We start from the raw sequence: 21,167 nt of genomic DNA, 5'->3' as shown, positions 1-21,167 counted from the left end.
TTCCGGATCAGCCCTTCCCACGGGTACGACGGCCGCCGCGCCGGGCGGACGGCAGCTTCTTGCCGACGCTCCGGCCGGTGATCACGGTGCGCTCGGATTCGGCGGGGGCGCCCTTGCGCCCGATCGCCTGCCGCACCCCGTAGCCGAAGGCGGCGACCTTCACCAGCGGTCCGCCGAAGGCGGAGGAGACGGTGGAGGACAGCGCGGAGGCGTTGGCCGTGACCTCCTGGACGTCCGCGGCGATCGAGTCGACGCGGGCGAGCTGCGTGTGGGCGGACCGGACGGTCGCCGAGGCGTCGGCCAGCAGCGGCACGGCCTGCTCGGTGACGTCGGCGACCAGCTTGGTGGCCGCCTTCAGCGTCTGCGCGAGCCGTACCAGGACAAGGGCGATGAAGGACACCAGGATCGCCCAGAAGACGGCCACGAGGATCCCGGCCACCTCTCCACCGGACACTGCACCGCTCCCTGCTGTCGTCGCTGGTCACACGTTGGAAACGTCGGGTACCGACCATATCGCGCCGTGGGTGGCGGCCCGTACTCCGTTTCGAGGCCCGGAGCGCCCCGGAAAACGCGGTGGCCCGCCACCCTGCCGCCACGAGGGCGGAGGGGCGACGGGCCAGGCGTGCAGAAGGTTCCCGCGGGTCCTACGGCCGGCTTAGCGGGCGTAGTACTCGACGACGAGCTGCTCGTCGCAGATGACCGGGATCTCCTTGCGGTTCGGGTCGCGGTCCAGGCGGAAGGCCAGGGCCTGCAGGTTGACCTGCAGGTAGCGCGGGGTCTCGCCCTCACCCGCGTAGCCACCCTCGCGGGCGACCTGGAAGGGGTGCTTGGCGCGGCTGCGCTCGCGGACCATCACGACGTCGTCGGGACGGACGCGGAAGGACGGCTTGTCGACCTTCTTGCCGTTGACCTCGATGTGGCCGTGGACGACCATCTGGCGGGCCTGGTAGATGGTGCGGGCGATGCCGGCGCGCAGGACCAGGGCGTCCAGACGACGCTCGAGCTCGATGACCAGCGCCTCGCCGGTCTTGCCCTCGGCCTTCTTGGCACGGTCGTAGGCGCGCGCCATCTGGCGCTCGCTGATGTCGTACTGCGCGCGCAGACGCTGCTTCTCGAGCAGACGGACCTTGTAGTCCGAGTTCTGCTTGCGGCCGCGGCCATGCTCGCCCGGCGGGTAGGGACGGGCCTCGAAGTACTTGACGGCCTTCGGCGTCAGGGCGATGCCGAGCGCACGAGACTTCTTGACCTTGGGACGCGACTGGTTAGGCACGTTCTCCAGACCTCCGAAATAGGTTAGGTTAGGCTCACCTTACTCAAGGAGATCGCATGTCTCGCCCGGGGAACACCAGTCACGTCACGGACAGCACGAAGAAGGCCGGCGCAACTGATGGCGCCGGTACGACGGAGGTCCGATCAGATCGTGGTCAGCCGCGTCCCAGCGGACTTGAAACCGCCCGGATGCCGTCAGCAGCCGAGCGCACACGAACTCTCGTACAGAGTACATGCTCCGCGGTACTGCTCGTCCCCGGCCTGGAGGCCGCCCGCCCCGAACCCCTCACCCCCGAGGTACGGACCGTCGGCCCCGACGGCGACGTGTACCTCGTCCACCCGGCCGACTCCCCCGTCGTCCGCGCGGCCACCCACGCCGAGGCCGACGACCTCCCCGCCGTCCTGGAGCTCACCGACGTCGCCCCCGTCTCCGTCCCCAACCGCATCCGCGGCCGCGCCTGGCTCTCCGGCTGGCTCACCTGCGTCCCCGGCGTCGCGGAGCCGGGCCGCATGATGGTGCGGCTGGAACTCGGGAACATCTCCGTGGACGACCTCTGGGGCATCGACACCGTCTCGCCCGACGACTTCGCGGGCGCCGCGCCCGATCCGCTCGTGGAGTACGAGACGGAGCTCCTCCAGCACCTCCACGCCGGGCACGGCGACCAGGTACGCGGCCTGTGGCGCCTGCTCGACGCCCAGCGCCGGAGCACGGGCGCCGCCGTACCGCTGGCCCTGGACCGCTTCGGCTTCCGGGTCCGCTTCACGCGCGACGGCTCGGGCAGCCCGGCTGAGCGGTCCTTCGACGCACGGTTCGAGTTCCCGGAGCCGGTGCGGGATGTGGCGGGGTTGCGGCGGGAGATGCACCGGCTGTTCGACGCGGCGGAGGAGTGAGGGGCGGGATGCCCCGGTCCCGCCCTTTCTCCCCCGGCTACCGCTGGGAGGTGCCCCCAGTTTCTTGCAGGGGCTGCGCCTCCGCATCCCCGAAACCGCGCTCCGCGCGGTTGTCCTCAAGCGCCGGACGGGCTGGAGTGTGCGCCCGGGCGCGCTAATCAGCCCGTCCGGCGTTTGAGGACGAGCGGCGAAGCCGCGACAAGCGGGGTCTGGGGCGCAGCCCCAGGAATCGGCGAAGGGGCGGGACTGGGGCTCACTCCCCCCGCAAACGCTCCCGCACCCGCTCCACCACGTCCGCGTACCGCCCCTCCGCCCCATGCCGAGTAGGCGAGTAATACCGCCGACCATGCACCGCATCCGGCGCATACTGCTGAGCCGCAATGCCACCCGGCAGATCATGGGGGTACTGATACCCCTCCCCGTGCCCCAGCTTCGCGGCCCCCTTGTAATGCCCGTCCCGCAGATGCGCGGGCACCGGCCCGGCCAGCCCGCCCCGCACATCGGCGAGCGCCGCGTCGATGGCGAGATAGGCCGCGTTCGACTTCGGCGCGAGCGCCAACGCGATGGCCACCTGCGAAAGAGTGATCCGCGCCTCGGGGAAACCGATCATGGCGACGGCCTGCGCCCCGGCGACCGCCGTCTGCAGCGCGGAAGGATCCGCGAGCCCGATGTCCTCGCTGGCGGAGATCATCAGCCGCCGGGCGATGAACCGAGGGTCCTCCCCCGCCTCGATCATCCGGGCGAGATAGTGCAGCGTGGCGTCCACGTCCGACCCGCGAATCGACTTGATCAACGCACTCGCGACGTCGTAGTGCTGGTCCCCGTCGCGGTCGTACTTCACCGCGGCCCGGTCGACCGTCTCCTCCAGCGTCTCCAGGGTGATCTCGCCCTCACCCTTGTCGAGCGCCGCCCCCGCCGCCGCCTCCAGGGCGGTGAGCGCCCGCCGCGCGTCGCCGCCAGCGATCCGCAGCAGGTGTGCCTCCGCGTCCTCGGGGAGGGTGACCGCGCCGCCGAGCCCGCGCTCGTCGGCGATGGCGCGGTGCAGCAGTCCGCGCAGGTCGTCGTCGGTGAGCGCCTGGAGGGTGAGCAGCAGGGAGCGGGAGAGGAGCGGGGAGATGATCGAGAAGTAGGGGTTCTCGGTGGTGGCGGCGATGAGGGTGACCCAGCGGTTCTCCACGGCGGGCAGCAGGGAGTCCTGCTGGGCCTTGCTGAAGCGGTGGATCTCGTCGAGGAAGAGGACGGTCTCCTTGCCGTAGCCGCCGGAGGCCCGGCGGGCGCCGTCGATGACGGCCCGGACCTCCTTGACGCCGGCGGTGATCGCGGACAGCTCGACGAAGCGCTTGTTGGTGGCCTGGCTGACGACGTACGCGAGGGTCGTCTTGCCGATGCCGGGCGGGCCCCAGAGGATCACCGACGAGGGCCCGGCCGGCCCGCCGCTCGCCTCGCCGACCAGCCGGCGCAGCGGCGATCCCGGCTTCAGCAGATGGCCCTGCCCGACGACCTCGTCGAGGGTGCGGGGGCGCATGCGGACGGCCAGGGGACTGCTCGACGGGTCTTTCTCCCGGCGGTCCTCTTCTGCGGCGGTGAACAGGTCGGGTTCCACGCTCGAAACCCTATGCCACCCCACTGACAACGCCGCCGGACGGTCGTCGTCCGGCGGCGTTGTAGCAGGTCAGAAAGGCGACCTCAGGACTGGCCGGTCCAGAACGACCACCAGTTCGTCAGGATCGCCAGCCCGATGACGCCGATCCACAGCACCGGTACCACCCAGTGGAACTCCAGCACCACGTTCCGCACCGCGTTCGGCAGCGGGATGAAGCGGTGGCGGATGTTCTGCACGGTGACGTAGCAGAACATCACGATGGTGGCGACCCAGGCGAGGCAGCACCACAGGCAGAGCGAGCCGATGACGTACAGCGACTGGTACTGGAGCCAGGTGCAGAAGCCGACGCCGAAGAGGGTGCCGGCCTGCATGCCCAGCCAGTACCAGCGCGGGAAGCGGGCGCCGGAGAGCACCGCCAGGCCGATGGCGATGATCGCGCCGTAGCAGACCAGGCCGAGCATCGGGTTGGGGAACCCGAAGGCGTGGGCCTGCTCGCTCTCCATGATGTTGCCGCAGGCGACGACCGGGTTGAGGCTGCACCCGGGGGTGAAGCTTTTCCCGGCCGCCTTGGCCTCGAGGATCTTGTTCTTGTCGATCGTGATGACCCAGGCGGCCAGCAGCCCCATGGCACCGGTGATGACCAGCAGCAGTCCGAAGGCACGACTGCCGCCCACCGCACCGGTGGCGGGCCCGTCCCGCTCCGCGCCGTCGGTGTCGGAGCGGTCTAGAGCCGAGGTCGTCATAGCGCCATAGATCCCATCAGTCGTCCGATGCGCCCATTCTGCACCAGGCGGCGGTCGATCAGCCCTGCCTGTCCCGGAGTTCACTCACGACGGTGCCGACCGGGACGGCGGTCTGCTCGCCGCTGCCCAGGTCCTTGAGCTGGACGACGCCTTCGGCCAGGTCGCGTTCGCCCGCAACCAGGGCGTAGCGGGCGCCGGAGCGGTCGGCCGATTTCATGGCGTTCTTGAGCCCCTTCCCGCCGAACGCGAAGTCGGCGGCGATGCCGGCCCGGCGGAGTTCGGTGACGACGCCGAAGAGGACCCGGCGGGCCTCGTCGCCCAGCGGGACCGCGTACACCTCGGTGGCGGCGGGGAGTTCGAGCTCGATGCCCTCGGCCTCCAGTGCCAGCACCGTGCGGTCGACGCCCAGCGCCCAGCCGACGGACGGCAGGGCCGGGCCGCCGATCATCTCGGACAGGCCGTCGTAGCGGCCGCCGCCGCCGACCGCGGACTGCGCGCCGAGGCCGTCGTGGACGAACTCGAAGGTGGTGCGCGTGTAGTAGTCCAGGCCGCGCACCAGCTTCTCGTCGTCCTCGAAGGCGACGCCCGCCGCGGTCAGCAGCGCGCGCACCTGCTCGTGGTACTCCTTGCACGCCTCGCAGAGGTGGTCGCGGAGCATGGGGGCGCCGACGAGCTGCTTCTGGACGGCCTCGCGCTTGTCGTCGAGGACCCGCAGCGGGTTGATCTCGATGCGGCGCCGGGTGTCGTCGTCCAGGTCGAGGCCGCGCAGGAAGTCCTGGAGGGCGGCCCGGTAGGCGGGGCGGCACTCCTTGTCGCCGAGCGAGTTGAGCAGCAGACGGAAGTTCTTCAGGCCGAGCGACTTGTACGCGTCGACGGCCAGGATGATCAGCTCGGCGTCCAGCGCCGGGTCCTCGGCCCCGATGGCCTCGGCGCCGACCTGCGAGAAGTGGCGGTAACGGCCCTTCTGCGGGCGCTCGTAGCGGTAGTACGAGCCGGAGTACCAGAGCTTGACCGGGAGGTTGCCGCCCTTGTGGAGGTTGCCCTCCAGCGCGGCGCGCAGCACGGAGGCGGTGCCCTCGGGGCGCAGTGCGAGCTGGTCGCCGCCGCGGGTGGTGAGGGTGTACATCTCCTTGGTCACGATGTCGGTGGACTCGCCGACGCCGCGCGCGAACAGCTCGACATTCTCGAAACCGGGGGTCTCCACATAGCCGTAGCCGGCCCGCCGCACCGGCGCGGCGATGGCCTCGCGCACGGCGAGGTAGACCGCCGAGTCCGGCGGGGTCAGGTCGTAGGTGCCCTTGGGGGCCTTGAAAGTGCTCACGAAAGCTTCGTCACATTCCTCGTCGCGGAGCCGGGGTGCCGGTTCCGGGGCCGTACTGCGCCTGGGCCACTTCCCGCAGGTAGGGGTTGGTGGCGCGCTCGCGGCCGATGCTGGTCTGGGGGCCGTGGCCGGAGAGGACCACGGTCGAGTCGTCGAGGGGCAGGCACACGCGGGCCAGGGACTCGAGTATCTCGGCGTGGTCACCGCCGGGCAGGTCGGTGCGTCCGATGGAGCCGGCGAACAGCAGGTCGCCTGAGAAGAAGACCGACGGGATGTCGCTCGACTCGGGCAGCCGGAAGGTCACCGACCCCTTGGTATGGCCGGGCGCGTGCGCGACGGTGAACTCCAGACCGGCGAGGTCCAGGGTGCTGCCGTCGGCGAGCTCCTTGACGTCGTCCGGTTCCCCCACGGTCAGCTCGCCGAGGAGCTGCGCGCCGATGGAGCGGCCGAGTGCCTTCTCCGGGTCGCTCATCATGTAGCGGTCGGCGGGGTGGATCCAGGCGGGGACGTCATGGGCGCCGCACACCGGGACGACCGAGGCGACGTGGTCGATGTGGCCGTGGGTGAGAACGACCGCGACGGGCTCGAGCCGATGCTTCCTGAGTGCTTCCTCGACTCCCTGGGCGGCCTGGTGGCCCGGGTCGATGATCACGCACTCCTCACCGGCGGCGGGGGCGACCAGATAACAATTGGTCCCCCAGGCCCCGGCGGGGAACCCGGCAATCAGCACATTCGTCCTTAAATGTCGGCCTGCGTTGGCGTGGCAGGGATCCGGCAGGCGTGCCCGGCCGGTGCGCCGGTCACGTTTATGCCGGTTCAGAGCCTACCGGCGGCACCTCCGCCGCCGCGAACCCGTATACGGTACGGGCACGCTCGCAACAGGCGTTCCGACGGATCGATACGGCACGAGGAGACGACCCGGTGGTCACTAACGAGCAGCGGCGGCGGCAGCTCGCACGGGAGAAGTTCGAGCGGCAGCAGCAGCGCCGCGAGGCGCAGCGGCGCAAGGCCCGCAACCGGAACGCGTTGATCGCGGCCGGCCTCGCCGTGCTGATCGCCGCGGGCGGTACGGCGGTGGCCGCCGGCGCGCTGGGCGGCGACGACAAGAAGGACGACAAGGCGTCGGAGGCGACCCCGAGCGAGCTCCCCACTCCCTCGAAGGGCCCGGACCCGTGCGCCAAGCCCGCCGCCGGCAGCCCGGCGAAGAAGACGTGGAAGTCGGAGCCGTCGATGACGGTCGACACGTCCGCCTCCTACACCATGGACCTCAAGACCACCTGCGGGTCCATCGACCTGAAGCTGGATGCGGCCAAGGCCCCCCACACCGTCAACTCGCTGAACTTCCTGGCGGGCCAGGGGTACTTCGACCACACCAAGTGCCACCGCCTCACCGGTGAGGCCGCGGGCATCTACGTCCTCCAGTGCGGCGACCCGCAGGGCACCGGCGCGGGCGGTCCGGGCTACACGCTCGCCGAGGAGAACCTCAAGAGCGACCTGCTCCAGGAGCCCAAGGACGAGCAGCTCAAGCAGGCGAAGATGAAGATCTACCCGGCCGGGACGATCGCCATGGCCAAGACCCAGCAGCCGCATTCGACGGGCAGCCAGTTCTTCCTCGTCTACAAGGACAGCCCGCTGCAGCCGGACTACACCCCGGTCGGCACGATCGGCACCGAGGGCCGCAAGACTCTCGACAAGATCGCCGGCGCCGGGATCCAGGGCGGGGCCCCGGACGGACCCCCCAACGCCACCGTCGTGGTGGACAAGGCGACGGTGACGAAGAGCTGATTCCGCACCCGTGGCCGAGCGGCGAAATTCCGGTCGCGGGATACGGACAGCCGGGCCACCGGTCGCCTATGTTGGCGTTGTGTAGGGTGCCTGCTCCGGCGGCTGCGAGGCACCCGAAACAGCACCGAACGCCAGTGAAATGATCAAGCCGCCGGACCGGGCGGGGCGCGGCTCCACCGGGGACAACTGTGGACGATGCGCGCGGGCCGCGAACGGCCCCCGCATCATGTGGAGGAGGCGCTGTGAGCAGCGACCCGTGGGGCCGCGTCGACGAGACGGGGACGGTGTACGTGCGTACCGCCGACGGCGAGAAGGTCGTCGGCTCGTGGCAGGCGGGGAGTCCGGAGGAGGCTCTCGCTTACTTCGAGCGCAAGTACGAGGGCCTGGTCGTCGAGATCGGCCTCCTCGAACGCCGGGTCAACACCACCGACCTGTCGACCAAGGACGCGATGACCGCGATCGACCACCTGCGTTCGCAGGTCGACGAGCACCACGCGGTCGGCGATCTGGACGCGCTGCGCGGGCGGTTGGACAAGCTCGTCGAGACGGTCGACAAGCGCCGCGAGGAGCGCAAGGCGGCCAAGGCCAAGCAGACGGACGAGGCCAGGACGGCCAAGGAGGCGCTGGTCGCCGAGGCCGAGGAGCTGGCCGCGAGCGAGCAGTGGCGCTCGGCCGGCGAGCGGCTGCGGGCCCTGGTGGACACCTGGAAGGGCCTGCCGCGGCTGGACCGCAAGACCGACGACGAGCTGTGGCACCGCTTCTCGCACGCCCGCTCGGCGTTCTCCAAGCGCCGCAAGGCCCACTTCGCCTCGCTGGACGCCCAGCGCGAGGAGGCCCGCAAGGTCAAGGAGAAGCTGGTCGCCGAGGCCGAGGCGCTGTCCGGCTCGACGGACTGGGGCGCCACCGCGGCCCGTTACCGCGAGCTGATGGCCGACTGGAAGGCCGCCGGGCGCGCCCAGCGCGAGGCCGAGGACGAGCTGTGGGCCCGGTTCCGCGGCGCGCAGGACGTCTTCTTCCAGGCGCGCGGCGAGGTGTTCGCGGAGCGCGACGCCGAGCAGCAGGCCAATCTGGGGCTCAAGGAGGACCTGGTCGTCGAGGCGGAGAAGCTGCTGCCGGTGACCGACCTCAAGGCGGCCCGGGCGGCGTTCCGTTCGATCAACGAGCGCTGGGAGGCCATCGGCCACGTGCCGCGGGACGCCCGGCCGAAGATCGAGGGCCGGATGCACGCCGTGGAGCGCGCCATCCAGGAGGCCGAGGAGGCCGAGTGGCGGCGGACCAACCCGGAGGCGCGGGCGCGCGCGGCCGGGCTGACCGGGCAGCTCCAGGACGCGGTCGACAAGCTCCGGGCGCAGATCGACAAGGCGCGCGCGGCGGGCAACGAGGCGAAGGCCGAGAAGCTCGGCAAGGAGCTGGCGGGCCGTGAGGCGCTGCTGGACCAGGCGCTGAAGGGCCTGCAGGAGTTCGGCGGCTGACCGGCCGCGCATGACGAAGGCCCCCGGCATCCGCCGGGGGCCTTCCGTCGTTCCTACGGCCTGCGGGCCGACGTCACGCGGTACACGTCGTAGACGCCCTCCACGCCGCGCACCGCCTTCAGCACGTGCCCCAGGTGCTTGGGGTCGCCCATCTCGAAGGTGAACCGCGAGGTGGCCACCCGGTCCCGGGAGGTCTGCACCGCCGCCGAGAGGATGTTGACGTGCTGGTCCGACAGGACCCGGGTGACGTCCGACAGCAGCCGGGACCGGTCCAGCGCCTCCACCTGGATGGCGACGAGGAAGACGGACGACTGGGTGGGCGCCCACTCGACGTCGATGATCCGCTCCGGCTGCTGCGACAGCGAGTCGACGTTGACGCAGTCCGCGCGGTGGACCGAGATGCCGTTGCCGCGGGTGACGAAGCCGATGATCGGGTCGCCGGGCACGGGCGTACAGCAGCGGGCGAGCTTGACCCACACGTCGTCGACGCCCTTGACGACCACGCCCGGGTCGGCGGACGAACGCCGCTTGGAGCGGCCGCGGATGGGCGCCGACTCCTCGATGTCCTCCGTCGCCGCGTCCTCGCCGCCGAGCGCCTGGACGAGCTTCTGCACCACGCCCTGGGCGGCCACATGGCCCTCGCCGATGGCCGCGTAGAGCGAGGAGATGTCCGGGTAGCGCATCTCGTGCGCGAGGGTGACCAGCGAATCGCCGGTCAGGATGCGCTGGATGGGCAGGTTCTGCTTGCGCATCGCGCGGGCGATGGCGTCCTTGCCCTGCTCGATCGCCTCGTCCCGGCGCTCCTTGGAGAACCAGGCGCGGATCTTGTTGCGCGCGCGGGGGGACTTGACGAAGCCCAGCCAGTCGCGGGAGGGGCCGGCGCCGGGCGCCTTGGAGGTGAAGACCTCGACCAGGTCGCCGTTGTCCAGGGTCGATTCGAGCGGCACCAGCCGCCCGTTGACCCGGGCCCCTATGGTGCGGTGGCCGACCTCGGTGTGCACGGCGTAGGCGAAGTCGACCGGCGTGGCCCCGGCGGGCAGCGCTATGACGTCGCCCTTGGGCGTGAAGACGAAGACCTCGTTGCGCGACAGGTCGAAGCGGAGCGACTCCAGGAACTCGCCCGGGTCCTCCGTCTCCTTCTGCCAGTCCAGCAACTGCCGGAGCCAGGCCATGTCGTTGACGGTGTCCTGGTTCTTGCCGGCGTTCTTCGGCACGTCCGTACGGATCTTGGAGGCACCGGCGACGGCCTCCTGCTTGTACTTCCAGTGCGCGGCGATGCCGTACTCGGCGCGGCGGTGCATGTCGAACGTCCGGATCTGGAGCTCGACCGGCTTGCCGCTGGGCCCTATGACCGTCGTGTGCAGCGACTGGTACATGTTGAACTTGGGCATCGCGATGTAGTCCTTGAACCGCCCGGGCACCGGGTTCCACCGGGCGTGGACGGTGCCGAGCGCCGCGTAGCAGTCGCGGACGGTGTCGACGAGGACGCGGATGCCCACCAGGTCGTAGATCTCGGCGAAGTCCCGGCCCCGCACGATCATCTTCTGGTAGACGCTGTAGTAGTGCTTCGGCCGGCCGGTGACCGTGGCCTTGATGCGGGCGGCGCGGAGGTCGGCCTGGACCTCGTCGGTGACGATCGCCAGGTACTCGTCCCGCTTGGGCGCGCGCTCGGCGACGAGCCGGACGATCTCGTCGTACATCTTGGGGTAGAGGATCGCGAAGGCGAGGTCCTCCAGCTCCCACTTGATGGTGTTCATGCCCAGCCGGTGCGCCAGCGGGGCGTAGATCTCCAGCGTCTCGCGGGCCTTCTTCTCCTGCTTCTCCCGCTTGAGGTAGCGCATGGTGCGCATGTTGTGCAGCCGGTCGGCGAGCTTGATCACGAGGACCCGGGGGTCCTTGGCCATGGCGACGACCATCTTGCGGACCGTCTCGGCCTGGGCGGCCTCGCCGAACTGCACCCGGTCCAGCTTGGTGACGCCGTCGACGAGCAGGGCGACCTGGTCGCCGAAGTCGCGGCGGAGGTCGTCGAGGCCGTACTCGGTGTCCTCGACGGTGTCGTGCAGCAGCCCGGCCATCAGCGTCGCCGGGTCCATGCCCAGCTCGGCCAGGATGGTGGTCACGGCGAGCGGGTGGGTGATGTACGGGTCGCCGCTCTTGCGCTTCTGCCCGCGGTGCCAGCGCTCGGCGACCTGGTAGGCGCGCTCGATCTGGCGCAGCGTGGAGGCGTCCGCCTTGGGGTCGTTCCCGCGGACGATGCGGAGCAACGGCTCCAGCACCGGGTTGTACGGGCTCTGCCGCTGTACGCCCAGCCGGGCGAGGCGGGCGCGGACCCGGCTGGAGGAGGCGGAGCGGGCGCTCGGCGGCGGCGTGGGGCGCGGGCCGGCGCTCTCCTTGACCAGGTCGCCTCCCGGGGCGGCCTGCGGCCGGTCCCGCTTTCCGGGATCGGGCGCGGCCGCGCCCTGCGGGCGGCCCGTGGGCTCGGGCGTGCCCGCGGCAGCCGCGGCGTCCGGCGCCGGCTGGTCGGGCTGTGCCGCTGGGGATGCCCCCGGACGGAGTCTGGGGGAGAGCGGCTGGGCCTTGTCTGGCAAGAGCACTCCTCATGCGGGGTCCGGTCCCCGAACAGGTCCGGACTGCCATGGTATCGATCCGGGCCGTGAAGCCGCCTCCCGCCCGGCGGGGGCGAGGACGCACGGAACGGGCCCCGGGGTTCTCCCCGGGGCCCGTTCCGTGCGTGCGGTACGGCTCAGACGCGGATCAGCGCGTCCACCGGCGCGTCGCCGAGCACCTTCTCCAGCCGCTCACGGCCGGGGAGGAAGCCCAGCTCCATCAGGACGGCGACGCCCACGGGCTCGGCGCCGGCCCGGCGGATGAGCTGGAGCGACGCCTCGGCGGTGCCGCCCGTGGCCAGCACGTCGTCGATGACCAGGACCCGGTCGCCGGGGGCGAACGCCTCGGCGTGTATCTCGATCTCCGCCGTGCCGTACTCCAGCTCGTACGCCTGCGACAGGGTCGCGCCGGGCAGCTTGCCGGCCTTGCGGACGGGCACGAAGCCGACCCCGGCCCGGACGGCCACGGGGGCCGCCAGGATGAAGCCGCGGGCCTCCAGGCCGACGACCTTGTCGGCCCGGTACCGGGCGCACAGCTCGGCGAACGCCTCGGTGAGGGCGGTGAACGCCTCGGGGTCGGCGAGCAGTGGCGTGATGTCCTTGAACACCACGCCCGGCTTCGGGTAGTCCGGCACGTCGTGGATGCGGGCGAGCAGCAGCTCGCGCAGGCCCTCCGCGGCGCCTTCGGCGCTCCAGGCGGTCATCGGCGCTTCCCCCCGCGTCCGCCGCGGTTGCGGCTCACCGGCTGCCGGCGCTGCCCGACCACACCGGCCGGGGACGCGTCCTGCGGCTCGTCCTCGGCCTCGTCGGCCTCGTCGGCCTCCTGGGCCCCGCCCTCGTCCTGCGCCGAGTCCGCCTTGGCGGCCTGCGCGGCGCGCTTGGCGTGGACGCGCCGGGTGAGGGCCTTCATCTGCGGGTCGCGTTCCTTGAGGTCGGCGACCAGCGGGGTGGCGATGAAGATCGACGAGTAGGCGCCGGCCGCGAGGCCGACGAACAGGGCGAGCGAGATGTCGTTCAGCATGCCCGCGCCCAGGAAGCCGCCGCCGATGAACAGCAGACCGGCGACCGGCAGCAGGGCGACGACCGTGGTGTTGATGGAGCGCACCAGGGTGCCGTTGAGGCTGCGGTTGGCGATCTCGCTGTACGTCCAGCGGGTCTGCTTGGTGAGGTCCTTCGCGCTCTCCTTCAGGCCGTCGAAGACCACGACGGTGTCGTAGAGCGAGTAACCGAGGATGGTCAGCAGACCGATGACCGTACCCGGGGTGACCTCGAAGCCCACGAGGGCGTAGATGCCCACGGTGATGGTGAGGTCGTGGATGAGGGCGACGAGGGCTGCCAGCGCCATGCGCCACTCGAAGGCGATGGCGAGGTAGATCACCACCAGGATCATGAAGACGCCGAGGCCGGTCCAGGCCTTGTCGGCGATCTCCTCACCCCAGCTGGGGCCGACGATGTCGGTGTTGATCTTGTCGGGGTGGACGCCGAGCTTCTTGGCCAGCGCCTCCTGGGTGACGTGCGACTTCTTCTCGTCCAGCTCGCTGACCTGGACGCGCAGCTTGCCTTCACCGGTCTTCTGGACGATCGCCGTGTGGCCCGAGGCGGTCTCCACCGTCTCCTTGGCCGCCTCCACCGAGACCGACGTCTTGTCGGTGGTGTTGAAGATCGCGCCGCCGGAGAACTCGATGCCCATGTTCAGGCCGCGCACCGCCAGGCCGACGATGGCCGTGATGGTGATGAGGATCGAGATGCCGTACCAGATCTTCCGCTTGGCGACGAAGTCGTAGCCGACCTCGCCTCGGTAGAGCCGGGCGCCGAGGGTGCCGAGTCGTGACATCTCACGCCTCCTTCGGGTCGACAGGGGCGGAGGGACGACGGCGGGAGGCCCGCAGCGGCGGCTTGGCGCCGAGCCGCTTGGGGTCGAGACCGGACCACGGGTGGCCGCTCGCGAAGAACTTGCGGCGGGCCAGGAGCGTCATCAGCGGCTTGGTGAAGAGGAAGACCACGACGACGTCGAGCAGCGTGGTCAGACCGAGGGTGAACGCGAAGCCCTGGACCTTGCCGACGGTGACGATGAAGAGCACCGCGGCGGCGAGGAAGGACACGAAGTCGGAGACCAGGATCGTCCGGCGGGCGCGCGGCCAGCCGCGCTCCACGGCGGGGCGCAGGCTGCGGCCCTCGCGGATCTCGTCCCTGACCCGTTCGAAGTAGACGATGAACGAGTCGGCGGTGATGCCGATGGCCACGATGGCACCGCAGACGGCCGGGAGGTTCAGGGCGAACCCGATGGCCTTGCCGAGCAACACCATGATCGTGTACGTCAGGACCGCCGAGGCCGCGAGGCTGGCGAGCGCGACGAGCGCGAGGCCGCGGTAGTAGACCACCAGGTAGATGACGACGAGCGCGAGGCCGATGGCGCCCGCGATCAGGCCGGCGCGCAGCTGCTCGCCGCCGAGCGCGGCGGAGACGGTGGTCTCCGTGACGATGTCGAAGGACAGCGGCAGGGCACCGTACGACAGGATGTTGGCGAGGTCGTCCGCGCTGGACTGGTCGAAGTTGCCGCTGATCTCGGCGCTGCCGCCGGGGATCGGACCGTTGACCCGGGGGGCGGAGACGGCCTGGCCGTCCAGGACGATCGCGAACCGGTTCTGCGGATCGGGCTTGGCGGCGAGCTTGCCGGTGATGTCGGCGAACTGCTTGGAACCGCTGCCGTTGAACTTCAGCTGGACCTGCCAGCCGGTGGCCCGCTGGGTGTCGAGGGCGGCCTTGGCGTCGGTGACGTCCACGCCCTTGACGGCGACGGGGCCGAGGAGCAGCTTCTCCTGGCCGTCCTTGTCGCACACCACGATGTCGTTCTCGGGCTTGGCGTCGCCGGCCGCCTTCGCCGCCTGGGACCGGGCTTCCTTGGTGGAGCAGTCCAGGGCGGCGAACTGCTTCTGCAGGTCGTTGGAGGCGCCGTCCGAGGGCTTGGGGGACGGCGTGGGCGGCTTGGGCGCCTGCGGGGCCTTCAGGGCCTCCGTGACGGCGCGGCCCTGGCTGTGGGACCCGGACGGGGTGGCCGAGGAGCCGGGGGCGGACGCGGTGGGCGTGCCGGAGGGCTTGCCCTTCTTGTCCTTCTCGGCGTCCTTCGCCTTGTCCTTGCTCTTGTCGCCCTTGTCCTTGCCGGTGCCGGCCGACGCGCTCGGCGTGGGCTCGGGCAGCTTGCCGGCGGGCGCGGCGACCAGCACCGGACGGAAGGCGAGCGAGGCGGTGGTGCCGACCTGCTCACGGGCCTGCTTCGCGTTCGTCCCCTTGGGGATGTTCACGATGATGTGCTTCTTGCCCTGCGTCTGGACCTCGGACTCGGTCACGCCGAGACCGTTGACACGCCGCTCGATGATGCCCGCGGCCGTGTTCATGTTGGTCGTGGTGATCGCGTTGGGCTGGCCCGGCTGGTTCTTCGCCTCGAGCGTGAAGCTCGTGCCGCCCGCCAGGTCGATGCCCAGGCGGGGGGTGGTCTGCCCGGAGGCGAACATTCCCCCGACGAGCGCCACCATGGCGATCAGGATGAAGGCCAGGACTCTGCCCGGCCTGCCCTGGCCGCCCGGGGACCTGCGGCCCTTCTTCGGTGCTGCCACCTTGTCGTTTCTCCCTGTCCAACCGCCCGGCGTCGGGTGTTCGCCGGGCGGCCACGAAGTTTGTGGGGACCTGCCCCCCGCCGGAGCCTAGACCGTCAGCGAACCGCGACGCACCGAGCGGTGGGTGCGTCGCGGTTCGGGGTGGGGCTACTTCGCGTCGGAGTCGCCGTCCCGCTTGCCGTCCTTCGGCTCGGCCTTGGGCTCCGCCTTGGCGGCGTCCGCGGGCTTCTCCGCCGTCACGGCCTTGTCCTCCGCGGCGGCGTCGGCCTTCGCGGGGGCGTCGGCGGCGGTGTCCTTGCCGAGGTCGATCTTCTTCTCGCCGGCCTTCTCGGCCACCCCGTCCTTGTCGGCCCCCTCGGTCAGGGACGAGAGGTCGTCCGGGACGACCGGGGCGTCGTCGTCGGACCCCTCGATGCCGTGGATGATGCGGTTGTACTCGTCGTCCGGCAGGACGGCACCGATGGCGTTCTTCGCGTAGATCGCGTGAACGCCCGGGGCGACCTCCAGGAGGACGGAGTCCTCGCTGACCTCCTTGACGGTGGCGTACATGCCGCCGATCGTCCGCACACCGGTGCCCGGCTGCATGTGGTCGCGCATCTGCGCAGCCTGGCGCTGCTTGTTCTTGGCCGACCGGGTCATCAGGAACATGGCCCCGATGAGCACGATGAACGGCAGGAGAGTCACGATATTCACGGGACGGGATTTCCTTCACACGACCGCTTGGGGATGCGGCCTGGTCTACGGGGGTGGTATGCCGCGCCATACGGACGGCATCGGCGGAGTCTAAGCGAGTCCGCACCAATGGAACAACGCCCAGCATGGCACCCCGGTTCCTGGCCGGACCAGCCCCCGCGCCGTCACTCCGTGAACAGGGAACGCTGCCCGGGCCCGCCCTGTCCGGCTCCGCCCGCACCCCCGGCGACCTGCGGCGGCACCATCCCCAGGTGCTCCCAGGCGGCGGGCGTCGCGATCCGGCCTCTGGGGGTGCGGGCCAGCAGCCCCTCCCGGACGAGGAAGGGCTCGGCGACCTCCTCGACGGTCTCGCGCTCCTCGCCGACGGCCACGGCCAGCGTGGACAGGCCGACCGGGCCGCCGCCGAACAGCTTGAGGAGCGCGGTGAGCACGGCCCGGTCCAGCCGGTCCAGGCCGCGGCCGTCCACCTCGTACACCTCCAGGGCCTGCGCCGCGATCTCCCGGGTGATCAGGCCGTCGGCCTTCACCTGCGCGTAGTCGCGGACCCGGCGCAGCAGCCGGTTGGCGATCCGGGGCGTGCCGCGCGAACGCCCGGCGATCTCGGCCGCCCCGCCGTCCTCCACGGTCACGTCGAGCAGCCCGGCGGACCGCCGGACGACGCGCTCCAGCTCGGCGGGGGCGTAGAACTCCATGTGCCCGGTGAAGCCGAAGCGGTCGCGCAGCGGGGGCGGCAGCAGGCCGGCCCGGGTGGTGGCGCCGACCAGGGTGAAGGGCGGCAGCTCCAGGGGGATGGCGGTGGCGCCTGGGCCCTTGCCGACGATGACGTCGACGCGGAAGTCCTCCATCGCCATGTACAGCATCTCCTCGGCGGGCCGGGACATCCGGTGGATCTCGTCGAGGAAGAGGACCTCGCCCTCGGTGAGCGAGGAGAGGATCGCGGCGAGGTCACCCGCGTGCTGGATGGCGGGGCCGGAGGTGATGCGGATGGGGGCGCCCATCTCGGCGGCGATGATCATCGAGAGGGTGGTCTTGCCGAGCCCCGGGGCGCCGGAGAGCAGGACGTGATCGGCGGTGGCACCGCGCTGCCGGGCCGCCTTCAGCACCAGGTCGAGCTGCTCGCGCACGCGCTCCTGGCCGATGAACTCCTCCAGGTCCTTGGGCCGCAGGGCGGCTTCGACGGCCTGGTCGTCATGATCGGCGACGGCACCGACGAGCCGCTCGCCCGCGGGAGCTTCGAAGTCCACGGTGAAACCTCATGGTTGGGGACAGTTCCAGCCCGTCCGGCGTTTGAGGACAACCGCGCGGAGCGCGGTTTGGGGGCGCGGGGGCCCGCCCCCGCGAGAAACGGGTAGGGGCGGGGAGAGACCCCCTTCCTCACCGAGCCCGGTTCAGGCTCTGCAAGGCAGCCCGCAACAGCTGCCCGACCTGCGGTGCACCCCCGGCGGCCGCCGCCTGCGGAGCCACGGCCTCAACCGCTTCCTCCGCGTCGCGCGGCGCGTACCCGAGCCCGACGAGCGCGGCGTGCAACTGCTCGCGCCAGCCGGCGGGAGCCGAGGAGACGGCCGCGGCGGCCGGCGCGGACCCGACCGGCGCCCCCAGCCGGTCCTTGAGCTCCAGCAGCAGCTTCTGCGCCCCCTTCTTGCCGATGCCCGGCACGGCGGTGAGCGCCTTCTCGTCACCCGCGGCGAACGCGCGCCGCAGCGCGTCCGGGGAGTGCACGGCCAGCATGGCCTGGGCGAGCCGCGGGCCGACGCCGCTGGCGGTCTGCAGCAGCTCGAAGGTCTGCCGCTCGTCGTCGTCGGCGAAGCCGTAGAGGGTCAGGGAGTCCTCGCGGACGACGAGGGAGGTGGCCAGCCGCGCCGGCTCCCCCACGCGCAGCGTGGAGAGCGTGGTGGGCGTGCACTGGACGGCCATGCCGACGCCGCCGACCTCGACGACGGCGGTGTCCGGGGCGAGGGCGGCGACGGGGCCGGAGACGAAGGCGATCATCGGGTGCCCTTCGGAAGGCGTACGGGAGCGGTGGTGCGGCGGTGGGCGGCGACCGCCTGCTGGAGGCGGCCCGTGGCGGGGGCGCGCCAGATGTGACAGATGGCCAGGGCGAGGGCGTCGGCGGCGTCGGCCGGCTTGGGGGGCGCGTCGAGCCGGAGCAGCCGGGTGACCATGGAACCGACCTGCGCCTTGTCGGCCCGTCCCGAGCCGGTGACGGCCGCCTTGACCTCGCTGGGGGTGTGCAGGGCGACGGGCAGCCCGCGGCGGGCGGCGCACAGCATGGCGACGGCGCTGGCCTGGGCGGTGCCCATGACCGTGCGCACATTGTGCTGGCTGAACACCCGCTCGACGGCGACGTACTCGGGCCGGTGCTCGTCCAGCCACGCCTCTATGCCGCGCTCCACGAGCACCAGCCGCTCGGCGGTGTCCGCCTCGGCGGGCGTCCGGACGACGCCGACGCCCAGCATGCGCAGCGGGCGTCCCGCCGTGCCCTCGACGACGCCGACGCCGCACCGCGTCAGCCCCGGGTCCACCCCCAGCACGCGCACCGCGCCCCTCCTTCGGTCAACTGTTCCGGCAGGCTACCGGGCGGCACTGACAACGCCCCGGAACCGACAGCGCGACGGGCCGACGGGAGGTGTCCCGTCGGCCCGTCGGCGGCCGCTCGACTGTCGTGCGCCAGGCGCCCGCTGAGGATCACGCGCCTGCTGAGGACCAGGCGTCCACTGAGGATCGGGCGTCCCCGGGGATCAGGCGTCGACCTTCGCCATGACGTCGTCGGAGACGTCGAAGTTGGCGAAGACGTTCTGCACGTCGTCGCTGTCCTCCAGGGCGTCGATCAGCTTGAAGATCTTGCGCGCGCCCTCCTCGTCCAGCTGCACCTGCATGGTGGGGACGAAGTTGGCCTCGGCGGAGTCGTAGTCGATGCCCGCCTCCTGGAGCGCGGTGCGGACCGCGACCAGGTCGGTGGCCTCGCTGAGGACCTCGAAGCTCTCGCCGAGGTCGTTGACCTCCTCGGCGCCCGCGTCCAGGACCGCGCCGAGGACGTCGTCCTCGGTCAGCTCGCCCTTGGGGACGATGACGACGCCCTTGCGGTTGAACAGGTAGGAGACCGAGCCCGGGTCGGCCATCGAGCCGCCGTTGCGGGTCATGGCGACGCGGACGTCACCGGCGGCGCGGTTGCGGTTGTCGGTGAGGCACTCGATGAGGACGGCCACGCCGTTGGGGCCGTAGCCCTCGTACATGATCGTCTCGTAGTCGGCGCCACCGGCCTCCAGGCCGCCACCGCGCTTGACCGCGGAATCGATGTTCTTGTTCGGGACCGACTGCTTCTTCGCCTTCTGGATGGCGTCGTAGAGGGTCGGGTTGCCGTCGATGTCGACGCCGCCCATGCGGGCCGCGACCTCGATGTTCTTGATCAGCTTCGCGAAGAGCTTGCCGCGCTTGGCATCGATCACGGCCTTCTTGTGCTTCGTCGTAGCCCATTTAGAGTGGCCGGACATCCGCCTGTCTCCTTCGCGTAACCCATACTGAACGAACGACAGAGATCCTACCGGGATCTCAGCCGCGCGAGGCGCGGACCATGTCCACGAACAGCCCGTGCACCCGGTGGTCTCCGGTCAGCTCCGGATGGAAGGACGTGGCCAGCACGTTCCCCTGCCGCACGGCCACCGTGTGGCCGTCGTGCACGGCCAGGACCTCGACGGGCGCCCCGGTGGACTCGACCCAGGGGGCCCGGATGAAGACGCCCTCGACCGGGCCGCCCGGCACACCGGTCATCTCGACCGACGCCTCGAACGACTCGTTCTGGCGGCCGAAGGCGTTGCGGCGCACGATCATGTCGATGCCGCCCAGAGTCTCCTGGTCCTCACGGCCGTCCAGGATCTTGTCGGCGAGCATGATCATGCCGGCGCAGGTGCCGTAGACGGGCATCCCGGACCGCACCCGCTCCCGGAGCGGTTCCAGCATGCCGAACACCACGGCCAGCTTGGACATGGTGGTGGACTCGCCGCCGGGTATCACCAGGCCGTCGACCTCGGCGAGCTCCTCGGGGCGGCGGACCGGACGGGCCGTCGCGTCGGCGGCCGCCAGGGCCACGAGGTGCTCGCGGACGTCGCCCTGGAGGGCGAGGACACCGATGGTGGGGGTGGACACGATCGTCCTGCCTCTCGGTCGTACGGGCCGGTGGGCGGCCCGCGCCTGTGCCGCGGGCCGCCCACCGGGGACTGCGGGGACTACCAGCCGCGGTTGGCGTACCGCTCGGTCTCGGGGAGGGTGTCGCAGTTGATGCCGACCATGGCCTCGCCCAGGTTGCGGGAGGCGTCCGCGATGACCTTCGGGTCGTCGTAGAAGGTGGTGGCCTTCACGATGGCCGCGGCGCGCTTGGCCGGGTCGCCGGACTTGAAGATGCCGGAGCCGACGAAGACGCCCTCGGCGCCGAGCTGGCGCATCAGCGCGGCGTCGGCCGGGGTGGCGACACCACCGGCGGAGAACAGCACGACCGGCAGCTTGCCGAGCTCGGCGACCTCCTTGACCAGCTCGTACGGGGCGCGCAGCTCCTTGGCGGCGGCGAACAGCTCGTTGTTGTCGAGGGCGCGCAGCTTGCCGATCTCGTTCTTGATCTGGCGCAGGTGGCGGACGGCCTCGACGACGTTGCCGGTGCCGGCCTCGCCCTTGGAGCGGATCATGGCCGCGCCCTCGGCGATGCGGCGCAGGGCCTCGCCCAGGTTGGTGGCGCCGCAGACGAACGGGGTGGTGAACGCCCACTTGTCGCTGTGGTTGACCTCGTCGGCCGGGGTCAGGACCTCGGACTCGTCGATGTAGTCGACACCGAGCGACTGGAGGACCTGGGCCTCGACGAAGTGCCCGATGCGGGACTTGGCCATCACGGGGATGGAGACGGCGCCGATGATCTCTTCGATCATGTTCGGGTCCGACATCCGGGCCACGCCGCCGTCCTTGCGGATGTCGGCCGGAACCCGCTCCAGGGCCATGACCGCCACCGCGCCCGCGTCTTCGGCGATCTTCGCCTGCTCGGCGTTGACGACGTCCATGATCACGCCGCCCTTGAGCTGCTCGGCCATGCCGCGCTTGACGCGCGCGGTGCCGGTCTCGGGGTTGGGGGACGTGCTGGTGGTGGACACGATGCGACCTCACTATCCGGGGCGTTGATCCTGCAGCG

The 21,167-nt window shown here is 71.2% G+C and carries 20 protein-coding genes; 3 read left to right on the top strand and 17 right to left on the bottom strand.

Going from position 1 to position 21,167, the window contains the following annotated elements; genetic code table 11:
- Nucleotides 1–7: 7 nt before the first annotated feature.
- Together ACH4PU_RS11240 and rpsD are read right to left on the bottom strand one after the other, a co-directional pair.
- Complete coding sequence (locus ACH4PU_RS11240) at nucleotides 8–439, bottom strand: DUF948 domain-containing protein (protein WP_398269891.1); 432 nt, start codon at nucleotides 437–439, stop codon at nucleotides 8–10.
- A 216-nt stretch (nucleotides 440–655) separates the two neighbouring features.
- Nucleotides 656–1,270 carry a 30S ribosomal protein S4 gene (gene rpsD, locus ACH4PU_RS11235; protein ID WP_004942368.1) on the bottom strand — a complete coding sequence of 205 codons (615 nt, stop codon included), beginning with the start codon at nucleotides 1,268–1,270 and terminating at the stop codon, nucleotides 656–658.
- Between the two features lie 188 nt (nucleotides 1,271–1,458).
- Here rpsD and ACH4PU_RS11230 point away from each other — a divergent pair, with 188 nt between their 5' ends.
- A complete protein-coding gene (locus ACH4PU_RS11230; RefSeq protein ID WP_398269434.1) occupies nucleotides 1,459–2,160 on the top strand; it encodes a DUF2470 domain-containing protein in 702 nt (233 codons plus the stop codon).
- Between the two features lie 253 nt (nucleotides 2,161–2,413).
- Here ACH4PU_RS11230 and ACH4PU_RS11225 read toward each other — a convergent pair whose 3' ends face one another.
- The 4 genes from ACH4PU_RS11225 to ACH4PU_RS11210 all read right to left on the bottom strand — a co-directional run bounded on the left by ACH4PU_RS11225 (nucleotide 2,414) and on the right by ACH4PU_RS11210 (nucleotide 6,557).
- Nucleotides 2,414–3,763 carry a replication-associated recombination protein A gene (locus tag ACH4PU_RS11225; protein ID WP_398269431.1) on the bottom strand — a complete coding sequence of 450 codons (1,350 nt, stop codon included), beginning with the start codon at nucleotides 3,761–3,763 and terminating at the stop codon, nucleotides 2,414–2,416.
- An 83-nt stretch (nucleotides 3,764–3,846) separates the two neighbouring features.
- Nucleotides 3,847–4,506, bottom strand: a complete 660-nt coding sequence (locus ACH4PU_RS11220) for a vitamin K epoxide reductase family protein (RefSeq protein WP_398269428.1) — start codon at nucleotides 4,504–4,506, stop codon at nucleotides 3,847–3,849.
- Nucleotides 4,507–4,564: 58 nt separating this feature from the next.
- Nucleotides 4,565–5,827 (bottom strand): histidine--tRNA ligase, encoded by a 1,263-nt coding sequence (gene hisS / locus ACH4PU_RS11215; RefSeq protein WP_398269425.1) that lies wholly within the window; start codon nucleotides 5,825–5,827, stop codon nucleotides 4,565–4,567.
- 10 nt (nucleotides 5,828–5,837) lie between these two features.
- Nucleotides 5,838–6,557, bottom strand: a complete 720-nt coding sequence (locus ACH4PU_RS11210) for an MBL fold metallo-hydrolase (protein ID WP_398269422.1) — start codon at nucleotides 6,555–6,557, stop codon at nucleotides 5,838–5,840.
- A 191-nt stretch (nucleotides 6,558–6,748) separates the two neighbouring features.
- On the opposite strand from ACH4PU_RS11210, the gene ACH4PU_RS11205 reads away from it, so the two are divergent.
- Both ACH4PU_RS11205 and ACH4PU_RS11200 read left to right on the top strand, forming a co-directional pair.
- Nucleotides 6,749–7,612, top strand: coding sequence for a peptidylprolyl isomerase (locus ACH4PU_RS11205; protein ID WP_398269419.1), 864 nt, complete (start codon nucleotides 6,749–6,751; stop codon nucleotides 7,610–7,612).
- A 242-nt stretch (nucleotides 7,613–7,854) separates the two neighbouring features.
- Nucleotides 7,855–9,084: a DUF349 domain-containing protein gene (locus tag ACH4PU_RS11200; RefSeq protein WP_398269416.1), complete on the top strand. Its 1,230-nt coding sequence runs from the start codon at nucleotides 7,855–7,857 to the stop codon at nucleotides 9,082–9,084.
- A gap of 53 nt (nucleotides 9,085–9,137) precedes the next feature.
- Here ACH4PU_RS11200 and ACH4PU_RS11195 read toward each other — a convergent pair whose 3' ends face one another.
- The 11 genes from ACH4PU_RS11195 to pdxS form a co-directional block, all read right to left on the bottom strand.
- Nucleotides 9,138–11,672 (bottom strand): RelA/SpoT family protein, encoded by a 2,535-nt coding sequence (locus tag ACH4PU_RS11195; protein ID WP_398269413.1) that lies wholly within the window; start codon nucleotides 11,670–11,672, stop codon nucleotides 9,138–9,140.
- 155 nt (nucleotides 11,673–11,827) lie between these two features.
- The gene (locus ACH4PU_RS11190) at nucleotides 11,828–12,394 is read right to left on the bottom strand and encodes an adenine phosphoribosyltransferase (RefSeq protein WP_398269410.1); all 567 of its coding nucleotides are present in this window, start codon (nucleotides 12,392–12,394) and stop codon (nucleotides 11,828–11,830) included.
- Nucleotides 12,391–13,524, bottom strand: a complete 1,134-nt coding sequence (secF, locus tag ACH4PU_RS11185; protein ID WP_398269407.1) for a protein translocase subunit SecF — start codon at nucleotides 13,522–13,524, stop codon at nucleotides 12,391–12,393. Before secF ends, ACH4PU_RS11190 begins: the two co-directional genes overlap by 4 nt.
- Before the next feature lies 1 nt (nucleotide 13,525).
- Complete coding sequence (gene secD, locus ACH4PU_RS11180; RefSeq protein ID WP_398269405.1) at nucleotides 13,526–15,304, bottom strand: protein translocase subunit SecD; 1,779 nt, start codon at nucleotides 15,302–15,304, stop codon at nucleotides 13,526–13,528.
- 147 nt (nucleotides 15,305–15,451) lie between these two features.
- Nucleotides 15,452–15,997, bottom strand: a complete 546-nt coding sequence (gene yajC / locus ACH4PU_RS11175) for a preprotein translocase subunit YajC (protein ID WP_398269403.1) — start codon at nucleotides 15,995–15,997, stop codon at nucleotides 15,452–15,454.
- A gap of 164 nt (nucleotides 15,998–16,161) precedes the next feature.
- Nucleotides 16,162–17,241 (bottom strand): Holliday junction branch migration DNA helicase RuvB, encoded by a 1,080-nt coding sequence (ruvB, locus tag ACH4PU_RS11170; RefSeq protein WP_398269400.1) that lies wholly within the window; start codon nucleotides 17,239–17,241, stop codon nucleotides 16,162–16,164.
- A 130-nt stretch (nucleotides 17,242–17,371) separates the two neighbouring features.
- Nucleotides 17,372–17,986 carry a Holliday junction branch migration protein RuvA gene (gene ruvA, locus ACH4PU_RS11165; RefSeq protein WP_398269397.1) on the bottom strand — a complete coding sequence of 205 codons (615 nt, stop codon included), beginning with the start codon at nucleotides 17,984–17,986 and terminating at the stop codon, nucleotides 17,372–17,374.
- A complete protein-coding gene (ruvC, locus tag ACH4PU_RS11160) occupies nucleotides 17,983–18,534 on the bottom strand; it encodes a crossover junction endodeoxyribonuclease RuvC (RefSeq protein WP_398269394.1) in 552 nt (183 codons plus the stop codon). Before ruvC ends, ruvA begins: the two co-directional genes overlap by 4 nt.
- A gap of 201 nt (nucleotides 18,535–18,735) precedes the next feature.
- On the bottom strand, nucleotides 18,736–19,488 hold the full coding sequence (locus ACH4PU_RS11155; protein WP_398269391.1) for a YebC/PmpR family DNA-binding transcriptional regulator: 753 nt from the start codon (nucleotides 19,486–19,488) through the stop codon (nucleotides 18,736–18,738).
- Nucleotides 19,489–19,546: 58 nt separating this feature from the next.
- The gene (gene pdxT, locus ACH4PU_RS11150) at nucleotides 19,547–20,140 is read right to left on the bottom strand and encodes a pyridoxal 5'-phosphate synthase glutaminase subunit PdxT (protein WP_398269388.1); all 594 of its coding nucleotides are present in this window, start codon (nucleotides 20,138–20,140) and stop codon (nucleotides 19,547–19,549) included.
- Between the two features lie 80 nt (nucleotides 20,141–20,220).
- Nucleotides 20,221–21,129 (bottom strand): pyridoxal 5'-phosphate synthase lyase subunit PdxS, encoded by a 909-nt coding sequence (pdxS, locus tag ACH4PU_RS11145; protein ID WP_398269386.1) that lies wholly within the window; start codon nucleotides 21,127–21,129, stop codon nucleotides 20,221–20,223.
- Nucleotides 21,130–21,167: the final 38 nt, after the last annotated feature.

The sequence above is a fragment of the Streptomyces sp. NPDC021100 genome, from assembly GCF_044333095.1.
Classification (GTDB): domain Bacteria; phylum Actinomycetota; class Actinomycetes; order Streptomycetales; family Streptomycetaceae; genus Streptomyces.
Note: the sequence above shows the minus strand (reverse complement) of the source record. Positions and strands in the feature narration are given on the sequence as shown.